The organism is Escherichia sp. WS3227_2 (assembly GCF_046486495.1).
GTDB lineage: Bacteria > Pseudomonadota > Gammaproteobacteria > Enterobacterales > Enterobacteriaceae > Escherichia > Escherichia coli.
The window spans coordinates 32,844-57,143 of record NZ_JBJQLG010000019.1; the positions used below are offsets into that span (position 1 = coordinate 32,844).

The window sequence follows — 24,300 nt, forward strand, 5'->3', positions numbered from 1 at the left end:
CAATGAAAAAGACAGATAAAGGTGTATCTCTCCTTGAGGTATTGCTTGTCATCGGCATAATGGTGATGGTTATCCCTAAAGTTTATGAAAACATTGAAAACCATCTGAATAATGTTCGCTGGCAGAATGCAGCAGAACACGCAAATACCTATAACACCGCTGTTCGTAATTATGTTGCTGACAATGCATCAACACTACTTGCTGGCTCTTTACCCAAAACAATCACGCCAGCAACACTCATTCAGAAAGGCTATCTGAAATCTGGTTTTTCTGAATCCAATTTTGGACAAAGCTACATTACCGGTATTGCAAAGAACAGCAAAACATCCCGTCTGGAAGCCCTGACCTGTAGTAATGGCGGTCAGTCCCTGTCAGAAGCCGGAATGCGCTCGGTAGCAAGCATGATTGAAGGGCTTGGCGGCTACATCAACAGCAGCAAGCAGGCGATTGGCGCGGGTGGCGGCTGGTCTGACACGCCTTCAAATTACGGGCTGAACTGCGCGACCGGGCATATTGCAATGGCACTTGTTGGCGCTGATTTGCAGGAAAGCGACCGTTTATATCGTTACTCCATAACCAATCGTCCCGACCTTAACAGGATGCATACGGCGATTGATATGAACAGCAACAATCTGAACAACGTCGGCACTTTAAACGGCAACGCCGCCGCGCTCTCCGGCGATATCAGCGCACGTAACGGTACGTTCTCTGGCGCAATTTCAGGAAATACAGCCACAACCAACGGCGATATCACTTCGAATAATGGCTGGCTGGTCACAAAAAACAGCAAAGGCTGGATGAACAGTACCTATGGTGGCGGCTGGTATATGTCCGATTCGTCCTGGTTGCGCAGCGTGAATAATAAAGGGATTTATACTGGCGGCCAGGTAAAAGGTGGAACTGTACGCGCTGATGGACGCCTCTATACAGGCGAGTATTTACAGCTTGAAAAAACAGCAACGGCTGGCGCTTCCTGCTCCCCTAACGGGCTTGTAGGCCGCGACAGTACAGGGGCGATACTTTCGTGCCAATCCGGTGTGTGGAGAACTTCCGGTTCCTCTAACGGTAGTTACAGTAATCTTGGATCACACCGAGGATCATTTACTGGTCGCAATACGGGAAGTGGTACGCTGTTTGTTTACGCCTCTGGAGGGAATGGTGGTTCCGCCGGGGGAGATTGTGCTAACACATCCAGATTGCAGGGATACGTTGCAGGGGCATTGATTAGCACAAATGCGAGTAATAACCCATCTTATGGGAAGACAGCATTCATCTCTTTTGCTGTCCCTGCTGGCGCAACTTATCAGATCACCTCTTATCCGGCCCAAAACTACTCTTGTGGCTCAGGGGTATTTTCAGTATTTGGATACCAAACTTAATTGAGAGTTACACAGGACGCAATACAACCTGTCTTGTGCTCGTATTTGTACCATTTTCGTGAACCAGATGGACTCTCGACTACCTGGCAGTAATGAGAATCCTCAGCATTTCCCATTCTGGCAATGGCACAAAAGTCAAATTGCCCCAAGTAACCAGTGCTGGAAAGTTGAGTAACCTTGAGCTTTCCACCTAATGCCCTCCACACACCGGATTGGCACTGGCCTCCGTGCCAATCCGGTACGTGGAGAAGGGCATCAGGTAGCACTGTTCTGACAGGAAAAATAGCAAATGGACAACAGATCCCATTGCCATCTGGTTTTTCTGCCAGCCAGTGTACCTGGAGTGTCAGTAATGCAGAAAATCCGCACGGGTGGAAGCCGAATTATTTTGCGGGGTCAGTTGCAACCTATGATGCCAATCGAATTGTGAAATGCGGCTTCTATGACGAATACAACTTTTATGGCGGTACTCACCGAACTGACCTGTCGGGGAAATGTAGTTACATCGTGGTTTGCCAGTGATAAGTATCGTCACTGGCAAATGGCGTAAACTGTAATTGAACCATTTTGATCTTCGGTCGTGTCGCAACTGGCAGTCCATGCATTGTTGCCTGAAGGCATGGAACGTGTGAGCCATATAAATCCGGTATTTGATCTGCATTGACCGCCTCCACCAATGACTTTCTTGCCAGATGGACATGTTGCCGTTGCTCCAGGCCAACGCCACGCAGTAGCTGAAGCGGTAACAATTTGGCTATCACCTGCGCCAATTTTTTTCCACGTACCGGATTGGCACGGAGGCCAGTGCCAATCCGGTATCTGGACAACGGCAAAAGTGAACTTCACTACCAGTACGTACAATATCGGGAAAAACACCCGAAATCTGAGCATTGGCGTACATGCGTACTGTTCGTGGACATACCTTAATGGTGCGCCTTTTGGTGGGTTTCAGCAGGTATACTCCGACCAAAACAAGGTTTGGTATGTGAATAATTATGCGTGGGGAAATTATGAGTCCGGCGGCACAATTACTGTTACATGCCTGAATCTTCCTGGTGCTGGGATTTAACCGAAGGGGCAACAATAAGCATCAACGTGTTCCTCATCAACGCCATCACCAATGCCATACATGCGTGTACCTGTCATGATAAATCCGGTCGGGCATTGAATGGGTTTGTAGTAGATAGATCCTCCACTTTTCCCGCCAATGAAGTGATTCATTGCTACAGATGATTGATACCACTTACAGGCGGAGTAGTTCACTTTATTGCCACCAGACCACCGACCGGATTGGCACGGTGATATTGCATTTCGAAGCAAGAATCTCTACCTTCCCCCCTTTTTTGTCTGGAGGGGATATGTTTCAGAAAATCAAAATTCGCAAAATGACAATCAGCCGGGCGCTGGACAAATACCTGAAGACAGTATCCATCCACAAAAAAGGCCATCTACAGGAGTTTTATCGCGTAAATGTGATTAAACGTCACCCTATTGCTGAACGCTATATGGATGACATTACCACTGTTGATATTGCCAATTATCGGGATCAACGGTTGGCGCAAATTAACCCACGAACGGGGCGTCAAATAACCGGAAACACCGTCCGTCTTGAACTTGCCCTGTTGTCATCATTATTCAATATCGCCCGTGTGGAATGGGGAACATGCCGCATGAATCCTGTCGAACTGGTCAGAAAACCCAAAATCAGTAGCGGGCGCGATCGTCGCCTGACTTCAGGAGAAGAACGCCGACTTTCGCGGTATTTCAAAGAAAAAAATCAGGCTCTTTACGTCATTTTTCATCTGGCGCTGGAAACAGCAATGCGACAAGGTGAAATCTTGTCATTGCGTTGGGAACACGTCGATCTGCAACATGGGGTAGCTCATCTTCCAACAACCAAAAACGGTGCTCCACGCGATGTTCCGCTATCCAGGAAAGCCCGTAATTACCTGCAAATGCTGCCGACACAGCTTAACGGTAATATTTTTTCTTATACCTCTTCGGGATTCAAAAGTGCCTGGCGAACAGCACTTCAGGAACTGAAGATAGAAAACTTGCATTTTCATGACCTCCGTCATGAGGCTATCAGCCGATTTTTCGAACTTGGTACATTGAACGTCATTGAGGTTGCCGCTATTTCAGGCCATCGCTCCCTGAACATGTTGAAACGATACACACACCTTCGGGCTTATCAACTTGTCAGTAAACTCGATGCCCGACGCAAGCAAACCAGCAAAATCGCTCCCTATTTTGTTCCCTACCCGGCAACGGTCGAGAACAGAAACGGGCAAGTCGTTGTGACTCTGAGTGATTTCGACCTGGAAACAAGCGCAGCCACAAAAGAACAGGCCATATTTCATGCCAGCGTGTTGCTGCTACGAACACTGGCACAAGCCGCCCAGCGAGGAGAACGCGTCCCTACTCCTGGCGAACTTCCTACAAACATTGATGAACGGGTAATGATTTGTCCATTAACAAATTAGAGGATTCACTTATGATAGAACAACTACAGAGTGATTTTTTATTCTGGATATTTATTTACTTCCTGATAGTAGGTTTGCTTATCAGAAACATTCATCTTACCAGAAAAATTAAATCCATCGAAAAAAACAAAATGTTCCCAGCGGAGGAATATGCTGTCCTGGACATTGAACAGCATATGTCCAATAAATATATTGGGCGGCTAGTAACCCGTTTTATGAAGAGAACTAATGGTGCACCTTTGTTAATTGTGTTTCCAGAATACGATAAAGGAGACAACAATGAAGACAAAAATTCTCCACCATTCCAACTTGGAAAACTAACATCCAACATCAACAATATTAAAGAAATTTATTCCAATGATGACTTAAACTGTTTTCTGAATAATATTTCGGCACAAAAAAATTTATATACAACGCACTCTGGACCTAGCCAGGCATGGATTGAACATGCATATCCTTTGCAACAAGTAACTATTCTCTTACAAGGCACTCGTCATAGTGAAAGGGAAGATATAATCAGTCAACTTGAGATTATTCTTTCCAGACTAAAAAATGGAGAAAATACAGGTTTTGAGCATGACGATGATTTTGGATATTCATTTCAGTATGATGCCGCAGCAGTAGGAAAATCATCATTTTTCGATGAAGCGGCAGGAAGAAAATAAGAATAACGCTCTATCCATTGCACAGACAAATTAACGTTAATCTTTTATGAAAATCTTATTAACAATATTTATTTATCTGCTTACCGCTTTTCAGTCTGCAAATGCAGGTGGAATACCTTATACATTTAACCAGAAAATTCTTCAGGGGAAAGTTATTCGCGTTCTCGATGGCGACACCATAGAAATTAAAACACTACCCGCAAAAATTGTTGTGTATGAAGTTCCGATCCGAGTCCGATTGATAAACATCGATGCCCCTGAAAAGAAACAACCTTTTGGACGCTGGTCAACTAGTCAGCTTAAAACTCTGGTTGCAGGTAAACAGGTGACAGTCTCTTATTCACATAAAGACCGCTACGGACGCATTATCGGTCATGTGTTCACGACGAACGGCACGGATGCCAGCCGCTTTATGGTTCAGTCTGGCGCTGCATGGGTATATGAACGTTACAACGTGGATGAGTCATTACCGGCTCTGCAACGGGAAGCGCAGGAACAAAAACGTGGTTTGTGGGCCGATGCAAATCCGGTTCCACCGTGGGAATGGCGTATCAGAAATTAAGGGGGCAAGAAAATGCATTCTTCTTTTGGTTTGCCATGATTCTGTCTTTTTATCTTTGTGCAATATTAAAGGCTTCTTTTTAACAGGGGGCGGCATGTATGTAATTAATCAACAGACAAGGGACAATAATATTCTTACGTTGCATGATGTTTTTAAAATCTATCAAAATACAGGGGGGCTTCGTCTTGTAAAAACAGAGGAGAATGAAAAGTACATCTCCATTATCATTTGTGGCGTTTTTCGTATTAGAAAAAACAAAAAGAATAACAAAATCACTTTGTGGGGATACAAGCTAAGAGATAAGCACACTGGGGTATGGACCAGAAGAAATTCATTTCCTGGTAAGATTTTTTTATTCTGGTCTAAAAAATCTGCATACGACATGGACGACTGGTTAAAATATGCGATTAGCTACATCATCAAATCATTGATTGAGGCTGGATATTCAATTGAAGACAAACTCTATTTGTTACGCATTGGAGAGGAAGAGGAAAACAGTGAGAGTCGTTATATTTCCACACTATATCCATCCAATGTATATTACTCATATGAGTATGGAATACATGACATTGTTCATTGCCTTGGTAAAATAGCATCATTCAACTACCCCTATAATACACGATATATCAGCAGACATATTTTACTCGCAGAGATAAAAAACAAAATTTATCAGAGAGCATTAAAAATTATAGGGGTGGATAATGAATTTAATGCTTCAAAAGCATTGAGTAAAGCTATATGGATAATGGTAGATAAAAAGATATTTGCACAATATGCCAGAGCTTCACATTGTTCGATAGCTTACAATTCAATTCGTCAGGCATTATTTGAGGACTATCTGGATTTTTCAAAGCGAATCCATATTGTGAATGATATGGATTTTTTCGGATTGTGGCCTATGGTTGGTCGTCTAAGACAACAACATAAAAATGGTCAGTTTATACTATCTGGAAAGACAAAAGAGTTATATGAAAAAATCAGTTTTCCCTGCAAACTTAGTTATGGTGAGTTCAGAAGTTTACGACATGTTAGTTTGTCATTAGTATATGCTTTAAATGATAAACATGATAATGCATCATTCAGATTTACAGTCAGATTATTACGCCATCCACTTATCAAGAACTATCCTGTGAGAGCAATTTACTGGATTATCGATTATATTAGCATTCGAGCTTACTCAGAAAAAGAAAATGATATTTATCGTATATGCTCAAAATGGCTAGAATATCATCGTGATTTATTTAAAAACATTGGCTTTTATGACCGTAATACTGAATCCAGGCAAACATCACGCTGGGAAATGGAAACGAATCAGTTGTGTCATGCAATTGACTGGTTGTTAGCAGAAGAACGGTTAATTCATAAAAACCAGGAGTGGCCTTCTTTCTGGAGACTATCTGATGAATGGACGCGACAAGTGAAGAATAACGTTATTCCCGTAATCCCAAAATGGAAAGGAACTGGGATAAACTGGCAGAAAGTTGATAACGGTGTAAATGAATTAATTACATTTGATGCTCTGTGTCAGGAAGGTCAGGAGATGGAACATTGCGTTGCCAGTTATGCAGACTGGTGTGCATCTGGAGAATATATTGCAATTTCAGTCCTGATGGATAATGAAAGAGCCACTCTTGGACTTTCACGAAAAGAACATGATTTAACCTATCAGTTTGACCAGATGAGAGGTATTCGTAATCAGGCTGTTTCCAGAAACATGCTAATTAAAGGCAGGCATATTTTAAAAATAATCAACTCATCACTAAAAAGATAATGAGTCATCGCATCTCATTACAGCACCGATGACTGGGTGTTTATTCTTTCTGAATACAAAAACTGACTGAAAGATAAGGAAAGAAAGTTTTCTTACCTGTTTGTCTTACGCAATGGTGAACTGGTTCACCATGAGGTCAACAAATCAGAGCTTCTTTGAGAGGTTTAACATGCAATATGCATTGCTTGATGGATTTGAACGAAAGTTTTTGCTGGATGCTCTTGAATTCGGTGTTCTGAAGGACTGGAAAGAAAATCCGGTAAAAGAACTTCCTGATATTGATGAATCTGCTCACCCCTTCCATGTCTGTTATGGTGGATATTTATTAAATCCTGGTGTTTCAGATTCAGATATTAGCAGAAAAATAAAAGACCAGACAGGATTCTGGCTGGCAGCTATTGATGATACCCGCATGGATTGTCATTCAATAGCTTATTATGATATTCACACACTCCCTCTGATTTCGTGTGGTCATCAAAAGATAGTTCCTTTTGCCGCGTTAATAAAAGCTGATGAATGCATCATTTCAAAAATTTCTTCGTATTCTGGTTTTGCCGTAACAGCCTTTTTGAGAATTAAAGACCAGGATATTGCAACTAATATACTTAACCGTGAGGGGATTTTTGCTTTTAATGGCTGTGAACGCAGATTCAGACATCCAGTAAGTGAAGATAACTGGCAACAGGCAGTATCAGAAGAACGTGCTATCCGTTGTGCCAAAAGATTAATTCAATGTAAAGGATAACAAAATGAAACTTTTTATCGCAGAAAAACCCGCAGTAGCGAATGATATTGTTAAGGCGCTTGGTGGCAATTTTACCCGTCATGATGGCTGGTTTGAAAGTGATAATACTATTGTGACTAACTGTTTTGGTCATATTATCGAATCACAGCCCCCCGAAAACTATAATCCTGAATACAAAGAGTGGAAGATTGAAACACTCCCTTTGCGTCTTTATCCCGTAAAATACCAGCCAGTAGAAAGCGCCGCAAAACAAGTTAAAACGATTATTGAGCTTATCAGGCGTGCCGATGTGACCGAAATTATTCATGCTGGCGATCCAGATGACGAAGGACAGCTACTTGTCGATGAGGTCCTGGAATATGCAGGCAACACAAAACCCGTTAAGCGCGTTCTGATCAACGACAACACCCTTCCGGCAGTGAAAAAGGCACTGGCAAATCCCAAAAATAACCGTGACTTCAGAGGACTCTATCTCAAGGCTCTGGCGCGTTCTGTAGCCGACGCGATATACGGTTTATCCATGACGCGTGCTTATACGATCCCGGCACGGGCTAAAGGCTATAAAGGGACACTTTCGGTCGGGCGTGTTCAGACGCCTATTCTTGGCCTGATAGTAAATCGCACCCGTGCCAACAAGAATCATAAATCCAGTTTCTACTACACCATGACCGGGCATTTTCAACGCGGCGTTGATGTTATCAGGGCGAACTGGAAACCTGGTGAGTTCGCACCACTGACAGACCGTAAATTACTTGATAAGGCGTGGGCGAATGGAGCAGCGGCTTCCCTTGCAGGAAAACCAGCGACAGTTGAAGCAGCAGCAACAGACGATAAAAAAACGGCTGCGCCATTGCCCTTTAACCTGGTCCGGCTTCAGCAGTACATGAACAAGAAGTTCAAAATGACGGCACAACAAACGCTGGATATCACACAGCAGCTACGTGAAAAATACAAAGCAATTACTTACAACCGTTCAGATTGCTCATATCTTTCTGATGAACAATTCAGCGAAGCACCACAGGTTCTCGATGCCCTGAAGTCAGTATTCGATCAGCCACTGGACGTTGATTCGACACGTAAAAGCAAGGCGTTTAACAGTGCGAAAGTGACTGCGCATACGGCGATAATCCCGACCGTTAACGTACCGGATGTAAACGCGCTGAGCAGTGACGAGCGCAATGTTTACCTGGCAATCGCACAACACTATCTTGTTCAGTTCATGCCTGAAAAAACATACCAGGAAGTATCCGTTGCCATTCAGTGTGGTGATGAGTCGTTTTATGCCCGTGCCAGGAAAACAACAGACAGCGGATTTGAAGCGTTTCTTGGTGAGGAAAATACCGGGGATGAGGAATCAGAAGCCGAAAATGATGATTCCGCTTTTGATCTGCTCTGTAAAATTCGCACAGGAGAAACAGTGACGACAAAAGAAGTGGTTGTGAATGAGAAGAAAACAACGCCACCGCCATTATTCACCGAAGCCACTTTACTTGCCGCGCTTGTTCGTGTCGCAGATTTTGTCACTGATCCAGTGATTAAAAAGTTACTGAAGGATAAAGATCGGGATAAAAAAGACGAACATGGCGGTATTGGTACGCCAGCTACGCGGGCTTCCATATTGGAAACACTGAAAAAACGGAACTATATCACCCTGGAAAAAGGAAAACTTATTCCGACAGATACCGGGTATGCGCTTATTGATGCTCTGCCGGATATAGCTGTTAATCCAGATATGACGGCATTATGGGCGGAAAAACAGACACTCATTGAAAACGGAGAAATGACCATCGAACAGTTCGTTGACGAACTGTACAATGATCTGATACCGATGATCAGTAATGCGAACAGTGCTGAAATAAAAGTTTCCCCCAGCGCGCCGTCTGGTCAGTCACAACGCCTGTCCTCTCCTTGTCCTTCCTGTGGTAAACAGATTGTTATCAGGCCAAAAAGCTATTCCTGTACAGGATGTGAATTTAAGATATGGAAAGATTTCTGCGGCAAATCATTAACCGATAAACAAATTGAAACGTTAATAACAAAAGGAGTTACAAGTGAATTGAAAGGTTTCATTAGTCAAAAAACAAACAAAGAATTTTCAGCAAAAGTAAAACTGGTTGACAAAGCAACCGGGAAACTGGGATTTGAGTTTACACAAAAAAGTAAGAAATAAATCCAGCAGTAGAAATCAAACATCGTTGTAGCTACTATAGGACAAGGATGTTCTTCAGGAATTGTACAATGAAAACAAAACAAGACTGGCTCTTTCAGTTAAGACGTTGCTCAACACTCGACACACTTGAAAAGATTATTGAAAAAAACCAAAACAGCCTCCCTCCTTCTGAGCTTGAGTCGTTTAATGCCGCCGCCGATCACAGGCTTGCAGAACTCACAATGAATAAACTCTACGATAAAATCCCCCCATCCGTCTGGAAATATGTATATTAGTTCTCATCTATTAATATTAGATTTTTGATCGACACAAACATCAGCAATCCCTATACACCTTTCATAGAATGAATTGAACCCTGTATATAGCCTGTCTGAAATGGATATCTGGCAGGCTATCTTAATAGTGTTATAGGTGATGTGAATGTTTTTCCACATGATCACTCTTTTTCTGTTCTTATCACTATTGATACTCCTGATAAGGATATTCTCCGCCAGACTAATAATTCCGGCTGTGGGCGTGTTTCTGCCAGTATCATCACTCTGGATGGGATTTCATATGCTCACAGAAAATGAATCCTGGACAGTTTTGTTGGTTCTTATACTTATAGACTGGATTAAATCATGAAAGAATACGAAAAAGCGGCTTTAATATATTCCTTAAAGGAAAGCAATACATTAGTTCTTCGGATTATACTCATCTCTATTTTAGTTGTCGGGGTGATTTCAGGCGCGGTATACTTATATAACTTAGCGATCTCGTTGTTTGATTCAAACCCGACGTCTGTGCAATTCACCGTTTGCGGAGTAGGCTGTTTTATTGCTCTATTACTTCAATGGATATCTAATGTTGATGCAAATTACAGAGAAAGAATTGGGGAGCAACCAAGTACAATAAAAAACATTGTACAATATTTATTTGCAGCCATTATTATCATTAGTTTCATTACAATGGCATTAACAGCCTCATTAGTCTTAAAAGACTCGTCCAACATATGGCTCAACATTACTTTTATTGCATTATTACTGTCCATTTTTGTAGCTGTTATTTCTGTTTGGGGTTGATTTTTTTTCCTTGTTCACCCTTCTTAAAAAACACCCACGCAAGCCCTGCCGACATCGCCCACGCAAGCATCATCGACACCACCGTATGGCTCAAAAAATGATCGCCAATAATCATCTTATAGCAGCCCATCGCCCAGCCCAATGCCATCACCACGATGATGATCGCACCACGACGGCGGCGCAAACTTGGCGCAAACGCAAAGGCAAACAGCGCAAATCCGCTACTGGCATGCGCCGCAGGAAAGCACTTATCAGGAATGGTGTTACGCATACTATCAAGCATCGGCAAATACGGCAGCGTACCATCAAAAATCGTCAAATGCACAGGGCAGACCACATGAGTATATGCCTTCAATGACGCGACAACTGTCGGCACTAGGATCAAAGTCAGCACCAGATACGCAAGCTCACGCACGCGAAATTTTGTCACTGGGACAAGCCACTTGGCAGTGATAGCATTGCCCTTTTTCTCATGATAAGCACGGCAAATGGTCGCAACCAGCAAGTAGATCAGCATCGCCATCAGCAGCTTTTTTAGTCCAGAATACAGTAGCAAATCTGGCAAAAAAGCTTGCTTGGCAACCATCCAATGCCCCATACCCAGATAAAACCAATCAGCGACCATCAGATCAATCTGACTGTGCTCAAGGGTCAGCGTGGCAACGATCGCCATGACAAGAGCGATACTCATCTCAGCAAGTAGGCGTTTATTTGATAAATACGGCATAACAAACCCCACCCCACCGCCCATAATACGAATGGAGTGTGCGGTGGGTTTGGAAAAAATACAGGGAGAAATCAGCGGATGAATGCGGTGCGGTCTTTGACTTTGTCCGCGGTGACATCAAACAGCTTTAATAATGTCGGCGTGATCGCGTCATGGGTCAGGACGGTATCGGTTGCCATTGGCGTGATGCCAGTTTGCTTATCCGTCCAGAAAAATGCAGGCACACTGCGCTGTTCTTTTGGTGCAAAGGCATTTGGCATACCATGTAGATAGACACCGTTCTCACCCAGACTTTCGCCATGATCGCTGACATACAGCATTGAGACATCATAGGCATTGCTGTGCGTCTGCAGCCACTGGATACTTTGAGCGATGAAATCATCGGTGGCAAGCAAGGCATTGTCATAAGCATTGATCAAGGACTGATGTTCGCACTTGGCAAGCTCATTACCTTCACACACTGGCGTGAATTTGGCAAACTTTTCATCATATCGCTTAAAATACGCAGGCCCGTGATTGCCCATTTGGTGCAGCATGATCAGCATATCTTTGCCGTTATTGGCAGCGACAAAGTCATCTAAGCCAACGAGCATACCGACATCGCGGCATTCGTTATAAGGATTGGTGTTGCAGATGGCGTTGTTGGTCGCGGATTTATAATCGGCAAATTGCGCTTTTGGCAGCTTATCCATCACGCCTTTTGAGTCCGAATTATTATCACGCCACAAGATACTTACGCCCAAGCGATCCAGCGTATCCAGCACATTTTCTTGGTATTTGGCGGTATCGACATCATACTCATCCGCGCCCAGATAGCTGAACATACACGGCACAGAATACGCCGTCGATGTGCCGCACGATGTGACATTGCTAAAATTGGTCACGCCATCGATCTTGGCAAGCTGTGGGAAAGTATCGCGCTCATAGCCATTGAAGCTGACATGATCGGCGCGTGCCGTCTCACCGACGACGAACACCACTAGGCGTGGCTTACGCATATCAGGCTTGGTTGCTTGTACCGCGTCTTTGGCGTGATAAATGGTATCTTTTGGCGCACTGGCTTTTTTATACTCAATACTGGCAAGCTTACCCACCGAGTAGATTGGCATGATCGGATTGACATAGCTACGCAGCGGCTTATGCACGCGAAAGAAACTGGCATAATGACTGCTGAACGCCACCACAGGCAGTAAAATCAGCGCAAGACTTGCCACGATCAAGCCCAATCGGCGCATCAAACCCTTGCCCCAAGTCGGATAATCCACCTTAACAAAAGCCACAAGCAAACTTGGTAGCACACCCAAACCAATGATACGCATGATAAACGCTGCGTTTAATAGATCCTTGGTCTCGGCTTGGTCGGTCTGTAGGGCATTTTGGAGCATGGTCGTATCATAGACCGTGCCATAAGTGTCAGTAAAATAACTGGTCACCGCGCCCATGATTAATAGCAAAATCAACACAGGCTTTAGCACATAGCGATACGATGATAACAGCGTGGTGATCAGTAGCATCGCGCCAAAGAGCACGACAGCGATCGTCAGCACAAAGCCGAGATTGTCCGCGATGGGATAGGTTTGGCTGATTTTATCAAAAAAGGTAAGATTGGCGGTCGCGGTCAAGAAAACGGCAACACTCGCCACAAGAACAAACGGACTGACCGAGCGTCGGTACCACACAGAAGTATGCTGCATCATGAGAAACTACTCAAAAAATAAACGGTGGGATAATTGCGGCAATTATACTGCAATTTTTTAGCTCTTAAAAAGCCCGAAAACCGGGCTTTTTTCTTAATTAGTGCATGTCCTGTGAATTGTCACGCTGTTGCTGCAATTCCAGATGTTCTTCTCTGGCCTGGACAAATTGTTTTCCAAGAGCATCTTCTGCCATTTCACGAGTGAATCCGTGATTAAGCAAATCGGATTCGGCCTTCTCCCTTTCGAACTTCAGTCCTTCCCCTCTGAACTTGTCCTCAAAGCGATCAATTGCCTCAAGAATCTTGCCGTCTTCCGGCGTGCAATCCCGTCCCTGTGCTTTCTCAATTTCATGACGCTCCACGCGTTCAGCATTTTTCATTACAGCGTCAATCCCCTGAGAAATATGTTCAGACTCGACGCGATAAATGACAGTATCGCGCTTATTGAGATCATGTAGCTCGCATTCAACCCGGCCCCACTCAATAGCATCCTTGAGAGAGCTGAAATCTTTTATTTCAGCATTCAGGCCTTCATGTGTTGAGAAATAGACATAATCCTTCTGTTGTTCCAGTTTATTCACATTTTCAATAGCCCTTGTACTGAAATGGATACCTGTAATTACCGGAACACGAGCCGATGTTTGGTCCCCCGTTAAAACTTCAGAAGGTGTTTTTCCAGTGATCGCGGCAAATTGCTGCTCCGTAACATCCACTCTGGCAACTGCATCACCACGCTCTAAGCCATGCTTACCAGCGACCGCAAGGTGATAAAGACCACCTTCCCCCCTGGTAATTTCCGCCTCCACAACGATATCCCCATTGCAGGAACTGAACTGAGAACGGTCTTTAACCAGGAAGTTTTCAAGCCCGGAGATCATATGCTCGTTAGCTGAAATACTGGCGAGTATCTCTTCTGGTGATTCTCTGGACGAATCCCCCGCCTGTTCCATCACTGCCATATTAGCGTCATTAACAGCGTCCTTAATTCCTTTAAAGGCGATTTCTTCTCTTGTTACAGGTGTGATTAAGATATCATCCTGGTTAAGCCCGTGCTCCTGAAGCATCTTATTTTTATATTCAGATGCGTCGTGCAATGACTCAAAAGTCTTAATATCTTCACTAAACTCATCCTTCGAAAAAGAAACCGCATACACTGGAGTACGGTATTCTTCATATGAATTGGCAATTATTTCAAATGGCCTATCAAACGTTACTAATGCCCCCTCTGGATAAGAGGATAATTCATCGGTTGAGACAGTTTTAGACATAAGCACAACAGTATCAAAACCATCACCATTTAAATAATTGCTTTCATATTTTTCTATTGCAGAAGATTTGCTTTCCTCATAACACTGAATAGCCGCATCTTTAGAATGAAAGACGATACCTTCATTCAAATCATGGAAGCGACTAAAGTTTATACAATAAATTTCCTGTTTATTATGCACCTGCGCAGTAGCCTGATCGTGTTGAGTAGTAAGCTGCTCCTGAATCAGAGCCTGTGTTCTGTCAATACCTAACTCATTCACAATTTTGCAAAATTCTTTTGCGTCGTTTTCATTATCAAAACTGGCAACGTCAAAAATATCATCGCTGTCTCCAGGTACATGTCCCAGCACTTCCCAAATCTCATTTTCATCGCTATCCAGAGATTTCAAATAGCCAAATTCACCATTTGTGCCTTTACTAAGCATCTGTGAATCCAGGGTGTTTGCCCTGGTAATAACACCAGGATCATATGAAGATGTGGCCTGCGCTGCGACCTGTGCTTGCTCTGTGGCCTGTGCCTGCTCTGTGGCCTGTGCCTGTTCGGTAGCCTGTTCCTGTTCGGTAGCCTGTTCCTGTTCGGTGACCTGTTCCTGTTCGGTGGCCTGTTCCTGCTCTGTAGCCTGTGCCTGCTCTGTAGCCTGTGCCTGTTCTGTAGCCTGTGCCTGCTCTGTAGCCTGTGCCTGCTCTGTAGCCTGTTCCTGTTCGGTGGCCTGTTCCTTCAATGCATCACCTTTCTCTATTCTGGATTCGGACTCCTGGCTATTTTCCTGTGTTTCCACCTGCTCAAACTTATTACCCTGAAGTTCTGCTTTTAATTCCAGCATCATCTGTTGATACTGCTCCGGGCGTAAAATAATCTTCATGTCCTGCTCTGCGGCAACTTCAGCGCACATTTTTTTGAAATCTTCAGAGCCGGTAAGTTTGAGTACACCACCAAACTTTTCCCTGGAATACTCAAGCATTATTCCGATCTCTTCTTTTGAAGGATTTTTACCCGCAACGACAAAGTTCCCTTTGTCGGTAAAGACAGGCTTTTCCGATTCCTGATCGCGATAAACAATCCTGGAATCCTGCTTATCCATCACAAGATCTTTTAGTTTGGAGTTAACCTTTTTCGCCTCTTCTAAGCGGCGCTGGGAATCCACCGCTTTCTGAAGCGAAAGTTCGGGTTCGTCAGCAGAAATGGCGTTGATTTCATCGAAGTTGAGATAGCTTTTGAGACGTTCAAGGGCTTTCATTTCATCTTTATCCTTATGCCAGTCAGCATGATATTGACGAATTATGTGTCGCCCCTCTGTGTCGAGTTCAGAAAGACGCTCAAGTGTGGTTAGTTTTTTGTAAACAATCACACCCACGGCAATATCACGCTGTTCACGTGGTATTAACTTCAACTCGCGTCTCATCTCTCGCAGATCATTATACAGCTTGCCACGCTCAAACCTGATAGTATTTCGTAATGTTTTTTCCGATAAATTCAGTGAGTTAAGACGCTCACGGGCTTCATGATGCGTAAGGCGTCTGTAGGTTGGATAGCGCGTATATGGCGTGTTTTCTAACTGCTGTGAATAAACTTCAAGCAGAAAGGATTTCGCATCTTTCCAGGCAAGATTAATATGCTTTGTCAGAAAATCAGATGCGTTCATATTACGATTCCCCACAGAAAACCGGGGGGAACCGTCCTTTGCTGTTCTGATTTTATGCTGCGCTGGAATAATATTAAAACGCTCGGCGGCAGAAGACAGAAACCTGACAGGATCAATATTTCTGCGAATTTCTGCCATCGTTGCAATTTCGTTTTTCTCTGCCGCCTCATTCAGAGTCTGAAACATCGTTTCACACAAAAAAGAAGAGCGTTCAAGACTTTTTATTCCTGACTCTGTGAATTGTCTATCATAATCCCGTCGCACATCCTGACCAGGATGTTCTCTTTGCGATAATTGCTCTGCCAGATCACGCTGCGAAATATCTGACAATACACTGACAGAGTCGGGTCTTGTGAATCCATTGATTCCGTAAACCATACCGCGTTGGGGCATACGTGACAATCCGACTGTTGCTTCAGATTGACGGATTCTGGCAAACTTTTTAGGACACGACTTGTAACCTCCCGCTCGTCCTGACGTTTGCTGAGAATTTCTTTCGTTAAGTTTTTCTCTTGAGTCATATTCTTTTATCCTCTCTTGCAGGAAATCAATTTGTTGTGAAGGGCTTAATGTCTTGTAAAGTTCCCTTGTTTTCTCCGCCTGGTTAAAAATATGCTTAATCTCTTGGCTTGTTTTATTTAACCAGGTATTAAGTCTCTTTTCTATCTCTTTGTGTGTTGGTTTCTCAAGTGTTAATGTCCTTGTCTCAATGTAATTCTGACGAAAAAGAGGACTTTTTAAGTTTATGTATTTTTTATCTCCAGGCAATTTTACAGCCAGATACTCATTGGTTTTACCAGCATTTCTTATACGAAGTTCACCATACTCTGCAACAATATCTTTGAATACAGAGTAATTTTCAATTTTCTCGTTCTCTATACGCGAAAGCAACTCACCTTTCAATTCAGAGTGATGCTCTTTGTAAAGATCCCCCTTAACTCTACTTATAATTTTTCCGTAATCCGCATCTTTACGCGGATAGTCTTTAGGGCTATCAAGATTATATTTATTATTAATAAATTCCTGTATAGCATCAAGCTGTTCAATTGTATGCCCTTTGGTAACATCTCCCACTGGATTCAGGAACTTTTCAGTAATCAAATTTACTTTAGGAATTACAATATGAATATGTGGTTTTCTTTCAACAAGTTCACCAGTGCTATTATCCTGGATATGACGAATTTTAGGCAAATGAGCTTCCGCATAAAAAGAGTATTCATCAGGATGATAAGCATTCATCAATAATTTTTTATAATCATCAACAACAGCCTTTAACACTTCATTCGACACATGACTTTCATGAAAAGACAGAGTAATGTGCAAATAACGTTCCTGACTTTTGTTTTCAATAGAATCAATAATCTTATCTGTAGTCTGTAAATCACCATCAAGAACAACACGATGATCAAGTTCATCACGCGTGTACTGGCGTTCTGCTTTGCGACCATTTATCAGATAATCAACGATACCATCATTACCACCACCGTATCTGACAATCATTTAGCTATCTCCTGAAGGCGATCACGAATACCGATTAGTCCATTTAAAACCTTTTTATAAAGCGATTCTGATATAATACCTTTTAAATGATCTGAATTTAATCGGTGCGCTATTTGATTTATGTTGTTTCCTGCCCAACTCAACTGAGAAAGACAACGTTTGTATTCTGGTATGTTACGTTTATCAGATGCATATGTGTTTATTTTACCAATAGTAAGCAGCCTGAAAAATTCAGACTTACTAATATTAAGCTCTTTTATAGCCCTATCGAACGGAGCATATTCTTCTTCGGTAAGTCTGAATGTTACATGAACGTTTTTGTTGGTTTTTTTCTTCATATGTCCTCAAGGTTCGTAGAACCGCATAAGAACGGCTGCATCGTTCGGGGTTTCAAAGGGGCGTCCCCCTTTGGCACACGATTGTAACATGACCGGAACGGTCTTGTGTACAATCGGTATCGTGCCTGTGTTTTAGAAGAACAAAAAATGCCGTGCATACAGCCCACACAATGACTCACATAATAACCCACAACCAAAAACACACAACCCACACAATCACCCACACTTTAACCCACAAAAAAGACCACACCCCCATTGACAACCCACAAAACAACCCACATAATCACCCACACAAACGGCGAGCAAATTGCTTTAAATAAGGTATTATGCCAATGTAGGAGGTAGAGAGAGAGGAAATGTAACAAATGAAAAAGATCGAGAGTTTATTATCTCCAATATGCGAGGCTATAAACGAAACAAAATCGAAATCAAAGCAGGCTGTCTTCAATATGTATTTGCAAAATATACTTGAAGCAAAGAAATATTATACATGGGAGCAAATAGCTGATTACATAAACAACAACACCAAGACAGAACTAGCCCAAAAGACTTATATAAATATGACAGAGAGGGCTAAAAAAAGACAAAAATGCACTGAACCAAAAGAACAGACAAAAACCATAGATGTAATTGTTCAGAATGAAGCTAAAGGCGATGAACCGAGAGGGGGGGTAAAAGGTTTTTTTTCAAACATTAGTGAGAACAAAAAAGAAATAGAGCACGATCCAAGTGCTACGAATGAAAAATTTATAAATAAATATCTTTAAGTAAAGGAGCATTATAAATGAAAAACTCAATCAATTTCATCCTTCAGGGTAAAGGTGGTGTTGGAAAATCATTCGCGACCGCAATACTGGCACAATACTTTATTGATGAAAATCACATGGATAATATCGTAGTCGGTGACACAGACCCGGTTAATACAACTACGGTTAAAGTAAAAAGATTAAATGCAGATTTGATACAAATCACTGAAAACAGCAAAGTAATACAATCCAAATTCGATCCAATGTTCGAATCGATGCTGACCAATAGTCAGAATACTTTTGTTATTGACAATGGCGCATCTACATTTTTACCGTTAATTCAGTATTTCAATGATAACTGTGTTATGGACATGTTTGAAGATGTAGAACAAGACGTTTATATCCATACTGTTATCGTTGGTGGACAAGCTCTTGCGGATACCTTGCAGGGATTTGAAGAACTGAAAGAACTGGTTAAAGGAAGTAAGGTAAAACTTATTGTCTGGATAAATGAATTTCAGGGTATTCCAGCACTTGAAAATATCCCATTAATAGAAACTAAATTCATTGAAAAAAACAAGGATGTAATCGCTGGCGTTGTGGTTATTCAGGACAGAAAAAGTGATGCCTTTGCCTCTGACATCAAAGAGCTAACAGAAAAATCACTAACACTGAAAGAAGCTCTTGAGTCCGACCATTTTGGATTAATGGCTAAATCACGATTAAAACGAGTCTTCAATGACATTTACAAACAATTAGATAGCATCTATGACGATGAATACGGTGAATAATATGAGTACAGTTAATCAGCCAGAATTAAAACAGCCTGAAAAGGCTGTTTCCAGTGAAGATATTGATAATTTTATTGTTGATGTATTCAAGGAGACAGGGCATAAAATATCAAAAGACGATCCAGTTATTTCATTAATTTTTCTGAACCAAAAGATACAGGAAAAATTCAGCAATGAGTTACAAGCTAACTTCACTGCCCTGTCTGAGGGCTTCAGACAGGTCGTTTCATCTGTAGAAAATGACTATATTCAAAGATTCAAGAATATTGTTGAGACGTGCGGCGATCTGGATAATGAAATAAAAGAAAAAGTAGAAGAGGGAAAAAACGATCTAAAAGAAACAAGTATTGAGGTAAAAGAAAAATTAACAGATGATATTATTGAACTCATATCTGGAATTAAACGCAACCAGGAAAAAAACAACAAATTATATGAAGAAAAGTTGAAGTCATTATCTAAGACTGTAAAACCCTTCAGTACAAGAACAGCCATTGCAATTTGTGCCTTGTGCACATTATGCCTGTCTGCGGCATTTTCTGGCGCAACCTGGTATGTTGCACAACATGAAAAAGAGGCAAGCCTGCGCTTCTATGCAAGAGCTTTTCTTGATATGAAAAAAATAACTGAAGAGAGCATGAGAAAATTACCAAAATCAGACCAGCAAAATATAAAACTCAAACTAGACGAAATTGATTCAAGAAAACCATAGATATGAAAAGGAGTCACTAATGACAACTTTTACCGACGACGACAAGGGACTGATTAAAGAAATCAGAGAGCGAATCGGCAGCCTGGACGTGCGAGACAATATTGAACGCCGGGCTTATGAAATCGCACTGGCATCGCTGGAAGCTGGGGTTGTTGCATGGAGGTATCGTTACGTGAAAAAAGACGTTACGGACTCTCAGGGTAAAACGTGGGTTGGTGACTGGAAATACGTGCCGACAAAAGAAGACTGCAACGACAGGCCGAACTATGAAATTCAGGAACTCTACAACTTACCACCTGCGATAGCAGCACCAACAAGAGGACTGGTAAACGCAGTACGCTTCTACGATCAGGTAAAGCACACGAATCCTCCCGTCGAAACAGGGGCATGGAAAGACGCTATTGACTGGGTGCTCAAAGAGGCTTGCCAGGCTGTAAACATTGACGCCAAAGGAGAGTGAGATGACAACATTTACCGACGACGACAAGAAACTAATTAAAGAAATCAGGGAGCGAATCGGCAGCCTGGACGTGCGAGACAATATTGAGCGCCGGGCTTATGAAATTGCTCTGGCATCACTGGAAGCAGAAGCGCCAAATTTGCCTGGTGGTTTCACAATTGAAGAAGCAAAAGAATTACACGAAAATCTGGTAAAAAGTCACGTAAGCAAGGCTTTAAGTGGCGAAAAAATGAAAAAAGAAAATCGTGATGCCGATTTGCGCTGGATTCATGGCGTAATAGTTCAGGCCGCGTGGTTTGTGAAAGCATCACTAGGGCAGAATGCATAGTGCGTACCTGCTTTTCTCCTGGCAACGGTGGATCTTCCGCTTCCTCGTCACTCGCTCGCTATGCTCGGTCGCTAGACTGCGGCGAGCGGTTAGCTATCAAAAAAAATCCCCGCACAACGCGGGGATAGGTCATAAAAACACATACATTGCACTACAGTGTAGTATTCAATAAGCCTTACAATGTAAAGACAGAAACACCTTTACACTGTAAATATATGCCTGCGATATTCTTCAGCGTCCTCATGACCCGATAGCCGGACTACGGCATGTCTAATGTTAAATCGACATCAACCAAAAACCAGCTATCACAGTGCTTATAATTGGAGTGATCCGAATAAGTCAAACACCCTTCATCATGAATATCATCAACAGAATAAGCACCGCTTAATACCATATCTTCCACGATTGCCAATATCGCTTCACGCGCCATAGCGGGTATTTCTGCCTGAGAATCAGCCGCAGAAACACATCCAAAACCAAAACAATCAAAAGCCGGAACAGTGATGCCGTATGCAGTCTGATCATCTTTCGGTGTTTCGACACCAACAGAAAAAAACATGATTATCTCCACAGAAGGCAGTGATTTACAACGTGGTGCACTGTAAAGACACAAAGACCTTTACAATGTAAGCGAGAATTTTTTAAGCCTATTACAGAAAAATCATATAGTGTTTTACTATATGATACCTGATTGACACTTTTAACTGCACATCTCATTATTTACACCGTAAAGACAAACACAGCTTTACATTGTAAAGCCAGATGATTGAACACTCCGTCTCCCTGATAAGGAAAAAAAATGGCTCAAGCAACTCCAGAAAAGATACTGGCAATCATAGATGATCATGATCGCGCACAAAAAAAACAACGCAACAAAAACCTCTTAATTTATTTATGTCTCTGCTTAGCAATTATTGGAGTGGTCGCGTATTCCTTTATATCAAAGTTTCGTCTTGATGGTGTAGCCGTCCTTACAGTGCTTTTGGGCGTGTCCGCAATCGCATTTTTTCTACATTATGTGGAATCAGGGAAAGGCCAGATTCTTAGTAGTGACCGCATATTGTCCATACTCGATAAAACCAAAGATTACCCTGCAATTCGACGTAAAGTTGTTAATCGCTTGCTCTCCGGTTCAAAACTCACGGGTAAAGATGAAGAGTACATATTCAGTGAACTGAAAAAAGCTGAACAAAGCAACGAACGTGAAAAGAGATTGCAAGCAATTAAAGAGTATGCATCGTAATACACCGTAAAGCATTGTTTGTAAATACAACACACTACACCGTAATACCAAGAAACATCAACGCCTGCGAGCAACAAAAAGGGGCGATTAAGCCCCTGCGCGATGATGACTGACTTCTTTTTCCAGTGCCTTATTGACAAAGGCATTCAGCGACAAATCTTCTTCCATCGCCATTTCAGCGACCCGACGATGCAGCTCTGGATCAAGCCTGACGTTAAACACACCTTTAAAGGGCGTGTCAGGCTCCTTTCCGTCCTCCACACAGGACTGTAAATACAAATCAACCGATGTTTTAAATTCCCGTTCCAGGTCAGCCAATGTTTCTGCCTCATAAGTCACCAGATCACGAATAAATGCCAGCTTTCCATACAGGATATTATTTTCAAAATCCGGCTCAACCGTACCTAAATATCCTTTATATTTTAAATGTTTCATAAAACCCAAGCCTCTTTCAAGTTCTGTTTAATAGCTTTCAGCGTTCCACCTTTAATATAACTTTCTGGATGTGGGCGATGCATTAATATTGTGTGATTAATTTCAGCATTGAAAAATCGCACTCTTGATCCCTGCATTTCCTTTTTGACATATCCTAGAGAAGAAAACAAAACAACGAGTTCATCCCATTCAAACGTTTTTTTACTGTTTAAAAATTTTGCCAGTAGCTTATCTGCTTTCCCCATACGCTATAATCCCATCCCTTGCCAACATGCAACTAATTATAGTTACAAATAGCGTTGTTGTCAAAAGTCATCGGACAAATAGGAGGGTGAAAGAAAATACCAGGGAGCAGCGAAGCCACATACCCCTAAGCGCAGCGCAACCGCCGGAAAACGCACCACACTGTAAAGACAACGAATAAAATCTTTACAACGTAAAGCTAAATATGTAATACAACTCGCTTACACAATAAGAAAGGGAGAGCATGACACTCTCCCCATATATGAATTTATCCCGGTTATTTAAAACATTTCATACCCTTGCAGGTAGTTTAACCACCACCGGAATTGATCCCACTCCGTGCACGTCATTGCCGGAATTCTGGTTTCCCAGCCTTTGACAAGGGAGTCAGCAAGCTGTACGATCTGCCGCGTTGACATTTAAAAACCTCATTCAGTTTTGATTGTCGATAACGTGATCAGGTTGTTCCAGCAACCTGATCACACCTTTCATAATTTATTTTCCCCTTATACATCCGATATATTCTTTAAAACTCAAATACTCCTCGCCATTATTTAACGAGTCAAAATATTTTTCATATTCGTCCCGATAGAAAAGAATTAAATCAATATCACTCTGCTTAAGTTCACCAAACTGAGAAACAATTCCGGTCTTATAGTCACGAATTTTATTGTTATCCGTAAATATGACAACATACTGTTGTCCCGTATCCTTATGAATAAGAACAATCGTGCAAAGCGTTACTCGTTCGAATGTGAAAACATGATTCGTGGTTGAAGTGAATTTCATTTTAAATCTCCTGTCCGTTTGGACTTAAGAAGGAAAGGAGCCAATCCCCTTTCGATGAAACAATAATACATCTATTTAGATGTATTATCAAGATTTGTTGCCTGAAAACAGCAAGTTATTTGATGGTTTGCTCATTTTTTTATCCGCGCCAGCGGATAGAAGGGGCGAAAGAAAATACCAGGGAGCAGCGGGGCCACATCGCCCCGAAGCGCGGCGCAGCCGCTGACGAACATACCAGGATGCACAGGGCCATCCCTTCGCCCTGCAAAGCCAGAACAGACCAACAGGCTATGATCATGCTGATTTGCGCCGCAGAATGCCGCAGTTAGCGCGAGCGCCAGCGAGTTCACGCCGTCCTGGTGCATTGCAGCAGGGCGGGGCGCTGTACTGCGCGTGTGAGCGTCAGCGAGCTACGGGCGCAACAACACACCAGGCAAAATCGCAATTATGTAAAGTCGCCCTGTTACAAACACACACTGTGTAAAGACAAAGAACAATTACAATGTAAAGACAAATAAACCTTTACACTGTATATCTTAGATTTCTG

Annotated in this window: 23 protein-coding genes and 3 pseudogenes; 15 read left to right on the forward strand and 11 right to left on the reverse strand. The window is 42.4% G+C overall.

What is annotated here, in order from left to right; translation table 11 throughout:
* The first annotated feature begins 2 nt into the window (after positions 1-2).
* Positions 3-1,379 (forward strand): shufflon system plasmid conjugative transfer pilus tip adhesin PilV, encoded by a 1,377-nt coding sequence (pilV, locus tag ACJHXB_RS21560; RefSeq protein WP_000750519.1) that lies wholly within the window; start codon positions 3-5, stop codon positions 1,377-1,379.
* Here pilV and ACJHXB_RS21565 read toward each other — a convergent pair.
* Both ACJHXB_RS21565 and ACJHXB_RS21570 read right to left on the reverse strand, forming a co-directional pair.
* A pseudogene (locus tag ACJHXB_RS21565) lies at positions 1,376-1,597 on the reverse strand (shufflon system plasmid conjugative transfer pilus tip adhesin PilV); the annotation flags it as partial. The gene pilV and the pseudogene ACJHXB_RS21565 sit on opposite strands and share 4 nt — an antisense overlap.
* Positions 1,598-2,444: 847 nt before the next feature.
* Positions 2,445-2,699 carry a pilus assembly protein PilV gene (locus tag ACJHXB_RS21570; protein ID WP_224519887.1) on the reverse strand — a complete coding sequence of 85 codons (255 nt, stop codon included), beginning with the start codon at positions 2,697-2,699 and terminating at the stop codon, positions 2,445-2,447.
* Between the two features lie 38 nt (positions 2,700-2,737).
* On the opposite strand from ACJHXB_RS21570, the gene ACJHXB_RS21575 reads away from it, so the two are divergent.
* From ACJHXB_RS21575 to ACJHXB_RS21610, 8 genes are all read left to right on the forward strand, one after another.
* Entirely contained in the window at positions 2,738-3,862 is a 1,125-nt protein-coding gene (locus ACJHXB_RS21575; protein ID WP_000486716.1) for a site-specific integrase, read from the forward strand.
* Between the two features lie 11 nt (positions 3,863-3,873).
* Positions 3,874-4,527: a hypothetical protein gene (locus tag ACJHXB_RS21580; protein WP_170855322.1), complete on the forward strand. Its 654-nt coding sequence runs from the start codon at positions 3,874-3,876 to the stop codon at positions 4,525-4,527.
* Positions 4,528-4,573: 46 nt separating this feature from the next.
* Positions 4,574-5,089, forward strand: coding sequence for a thermonuclease family protein (locus tag ACJHXB_RS21585; RefSeq protein ID WP_000698398.1), 516 nt, complete (start codon positions 4,574-4,576; stop codon positions 5,087-5,089).
* 94 nt (positions 5,090-5,183) lie between these two features.
* Positions 5,184-6,860 (forward strand): PcfJ domain-containing protein, encoded by a 1,677-nt coding sequence (locus ACJHXB_RS21590; RefSeq protein WP_000289347.1) that lies wholly within the window; start codon positions 5,184-5,186, stop codon positions 6,858-6,860.
* A 169-nt stretch (positions 6,861-7,029) separates the two neighbouring features.
* Positions 7,030-7,605 carry a hypothetical protein gene (locus ACJHXB_RS21595; protein WP_001303470.1) on the forward strand — a complete coding sequence of 192 codons (576 nt, stop codon included), beginning with the start codon at positions 7,030-7,032 and terminating at the stop codon, positions 7,603-7,605.
* Positions 7,606-7,609: 4 nt separating this feature from the next.
* The gene (locus ACJHXB_RS21600; RefSeq protein ID WP_063078686.1) at positions 7,610-9,775 is read left to right on the forward strand and encodes a type IA DNA topoisomerase; all 2,166 of its coding nucleotides are present in this window, start codon (positions 7,610-7,612) and stop codon (positions 9,773-9,775) included.
* A 68-nt stretch (positions 9,776-9,843) separates the two neighbouring features.
* Positions 9,844-10,050, forward strand: a complete 207-nt coding sequence (hha, locus tag ACJHXB_RS21605; protein WP_000850854.1) for a hemolysin expression modulator Hha — start codon at positions 9,844-9,846, stop codon at positions 10,048-10,050.
* Positions 10,051-10,395: 345 nt separating this feature from the next.
* Positions 10,396-10,836 carry a hypothetical protein gene (locus ACJHXB_RS21610; protein ID WP_000666084.1) on the forward strand — a complete coding sequence of 147 codons (441 nt, stop codon included), beginning with the start codon at positions 10,396-10,398 and terminating at the stop codon, positions 10,834-10,836.
* Here ACJHXB_RS21610 and ACJHXB_RS21615 read toward each other — a convergent pair.
* The 4 genes from ACJHXB_RS21615 to ACJHXB_RS21630 all read right to left on the reverse strand — a co-directional run bounded on the left by ACJHXB_RS21615 (position 10,817) and on the right by ACJHXB_RS21630 (position 18,009).
* Positions 10,817-11,563 carry a PAP2 family protein gene (locus ACJHXB_RS21615; RefSeq protein ID WP_063101822.1) on the reverse strand — a complete coding sequence of 249 codons (747 nt, stop codon included), beginning with the start codon at positions 11,561-11,563 and terminating at the stop codon, positions 10,817-10,819. The genes ACJHXB_RS21610 and ACJHXB_RS21615 overlap by 20 nt on opposite strands.
* 71 nt (positions 11,564-11,634) lie before the next feature.
* Entirely contained in the window at positions 11,635-13,260 is a 1,626-nt protein-coding gene (locus ACJHXB_RS21620; RefSeq protein WP_049589868.1) for a phosphoethanolamine--lipid A transferase MCR-1.1, read from the reverse strand.
* A gap of 97 nt (positions 13,261-13,357) precedes the next feature.
* Entirely contained in the window at positions 13,358-17,671 is a 4,314-nt protein-coding gene (locus ACJHXB_RS21625; protein WP_034169409.1) for an LPD7 domain-containing protein, read from the reverse strand.
* Positions 17,668-18,009, reverse strand: a complete 342-nt coding sequence (locus ACJHXB_RS21630; protein ID WP_000730722.1) for a plasmid mobilization protein — start codon at positions 18,007-18,009, stop codon at positions 17,668-17,670. Before ACJHXB_RS21630 ends, ACJHXB_RS21625 begins: the two co-directional genes overlap by 4 nt.
* Positions 18,010-18,374: 365 nt before the next feature.
* Here ACJHXB_RS21630 and ACJHXB_RS21635 point away from each other — a divergent pair, with 365 nt between their 5' ends.
* From ACJHXB_RS21635 to ACJHXB_RS21655, 5 genes and pseudogenes are all read left to right on the forward strand, one after another.
* The gene (locus tag ACJHXB_RS21635; protein ID WP_063084542.1) at positions 18,375-18,776 is read left to right on the forward strand and encodes a hypothetical protein; all 402 of its coding nucleotides are present in this window, start codon (positions 18,375-18,377) and stop codon (positions 18,774-18,776) included.
* A 17-nt stretch (positions 18,777-18,793) separates the two neighbouring features.
* Positions 18,794-19,546 carry a conjugal transfer protein TraL gene (locus tag ACJHXB_RS21640; protein WP_000797967.1) on the forward strand — a complete coding sequence of 251 codons (753 nt, stop codon included), beginning with the start codon at positions 18,794-18,796 and terminating at the stop codon, positions 19,544-19,546.
* Between the two features lies 1 nt (position 19,547).
* Positions 19,548-20,255, forward strand: coding sequence for a hypothetical protein (locus tag ACJHXB_RS21645; RefSeq protein WP_063084541.1), 708 nt, complete (start codon positions 19,548-19,550; stop codon positions 20,253-20,255).
* A gap of 19 nt (positions 20,256-20,274) precedes the next feature.
* A pseudogene (locus tag ACJHXB_RS21650) lies at positions 20,275-20,415 on the forward strand (hypothetical protein); the annotation flags it as partial.
* A gap of 301 nt (positions 20,416-20,716) precedes the next feature.
* Positions 20,717-21,043, forward strand: a complete 327-nt coding sequence (locus ACJHXB_RS21655; RefSeq protein WP_000206697.1) for a hypothetical protein — start codon at positions 20,717-20,719, stop codon at positions 21,041-21,043.
* Between the two features lie 274 nt (positions 21,044-21,317).
* Here ACJHXB_RS21655 and ACJHXB_RS21660 read toward each other — a convergent pair.
* Positions 21,318-21,602 (reverse strand): annotated as a pseudogene (locus ACJHXB_RS21660) (type II toxin-antitoxin system HicB family antitoxin); the annotation flags it as partial.
* 240 nt (positions 21,603-21,842) lie between these two features.
* Here ACJHXB_RS21660 and ACJHXB_RS21665 point away from each other — a divergent pair.
* Positions 21,843-22,286, forward strand: a complete 444-nt coding sequence (locus tag ACJHXB_RS21665; protein WP_023223351.1) for a hypothetical protein — start codon at positions 21,843-21,845, stop codon at positions 22,284-22,286.
* A gap of 87 nt (positions 22,287-22,373) precedes the next feature.
* Here the strand turns inward: ACJHXB_RS21665 and ACJHXB_RS21670 are convergent, their stop codons facing one another.
* The 4 genes from ACJHXB_RS21670 to ACJHXB_RS21685 form a co-directional block, all read right to left on the reverse strand.
* Complete coding sequence (locus ACJHXB_RS21670; protein WP_000681609.1) at positions 22,374-22,721, reverse strand: type II toxin-antitoxin system HicB family antitoxin; 348 nt, start codon at positions 22,719-22,721, stop codon at positions 22,374-22,376.
* Positions 22,718-22,966 (reverse strand): type II toxin-antitoxin system HicA family toxin, encoded by a 249-nt coding sequence (locus tag ACJHXB_RS21675; RefSeq protein WP_232596620.1) that lies wholly within the window; start codon positions 22,964-22,966, stop codon positions 22,718-22,720. The genes ACJHXB_RS21670 and ACJHXB_RS21675 overlap by 4 nt, the downstream gene beginning before the upstream one ends.
* 493 nt (positions 22,967-23,459) lie before the next feature.
* Entirely contained in the window at positions 23,460-23,753 is a 294-nt protein-coding gene (locus ACJHXB_RS21680) for a hypothetical protein (protein WP_000673428.1), read from the reverse strand.
* A 131-nt stretch (positions 23,754-23,884) separates the two neighbouring features.
* The gene (locus ACJHXB_RS21685) at positions 23,885-24,103 is read right to left on the reverse strand and encodes a hypothetical protein (protein WP_154101533.1); all 219 of its coding nucleotides are present in this window, start codon (positions 24,101-24,103) and stop codon (positions 23,885-23,887) included.
* Between the last annotated feature and the right edge of the window lie 197 nt (positions 24,104-24,300).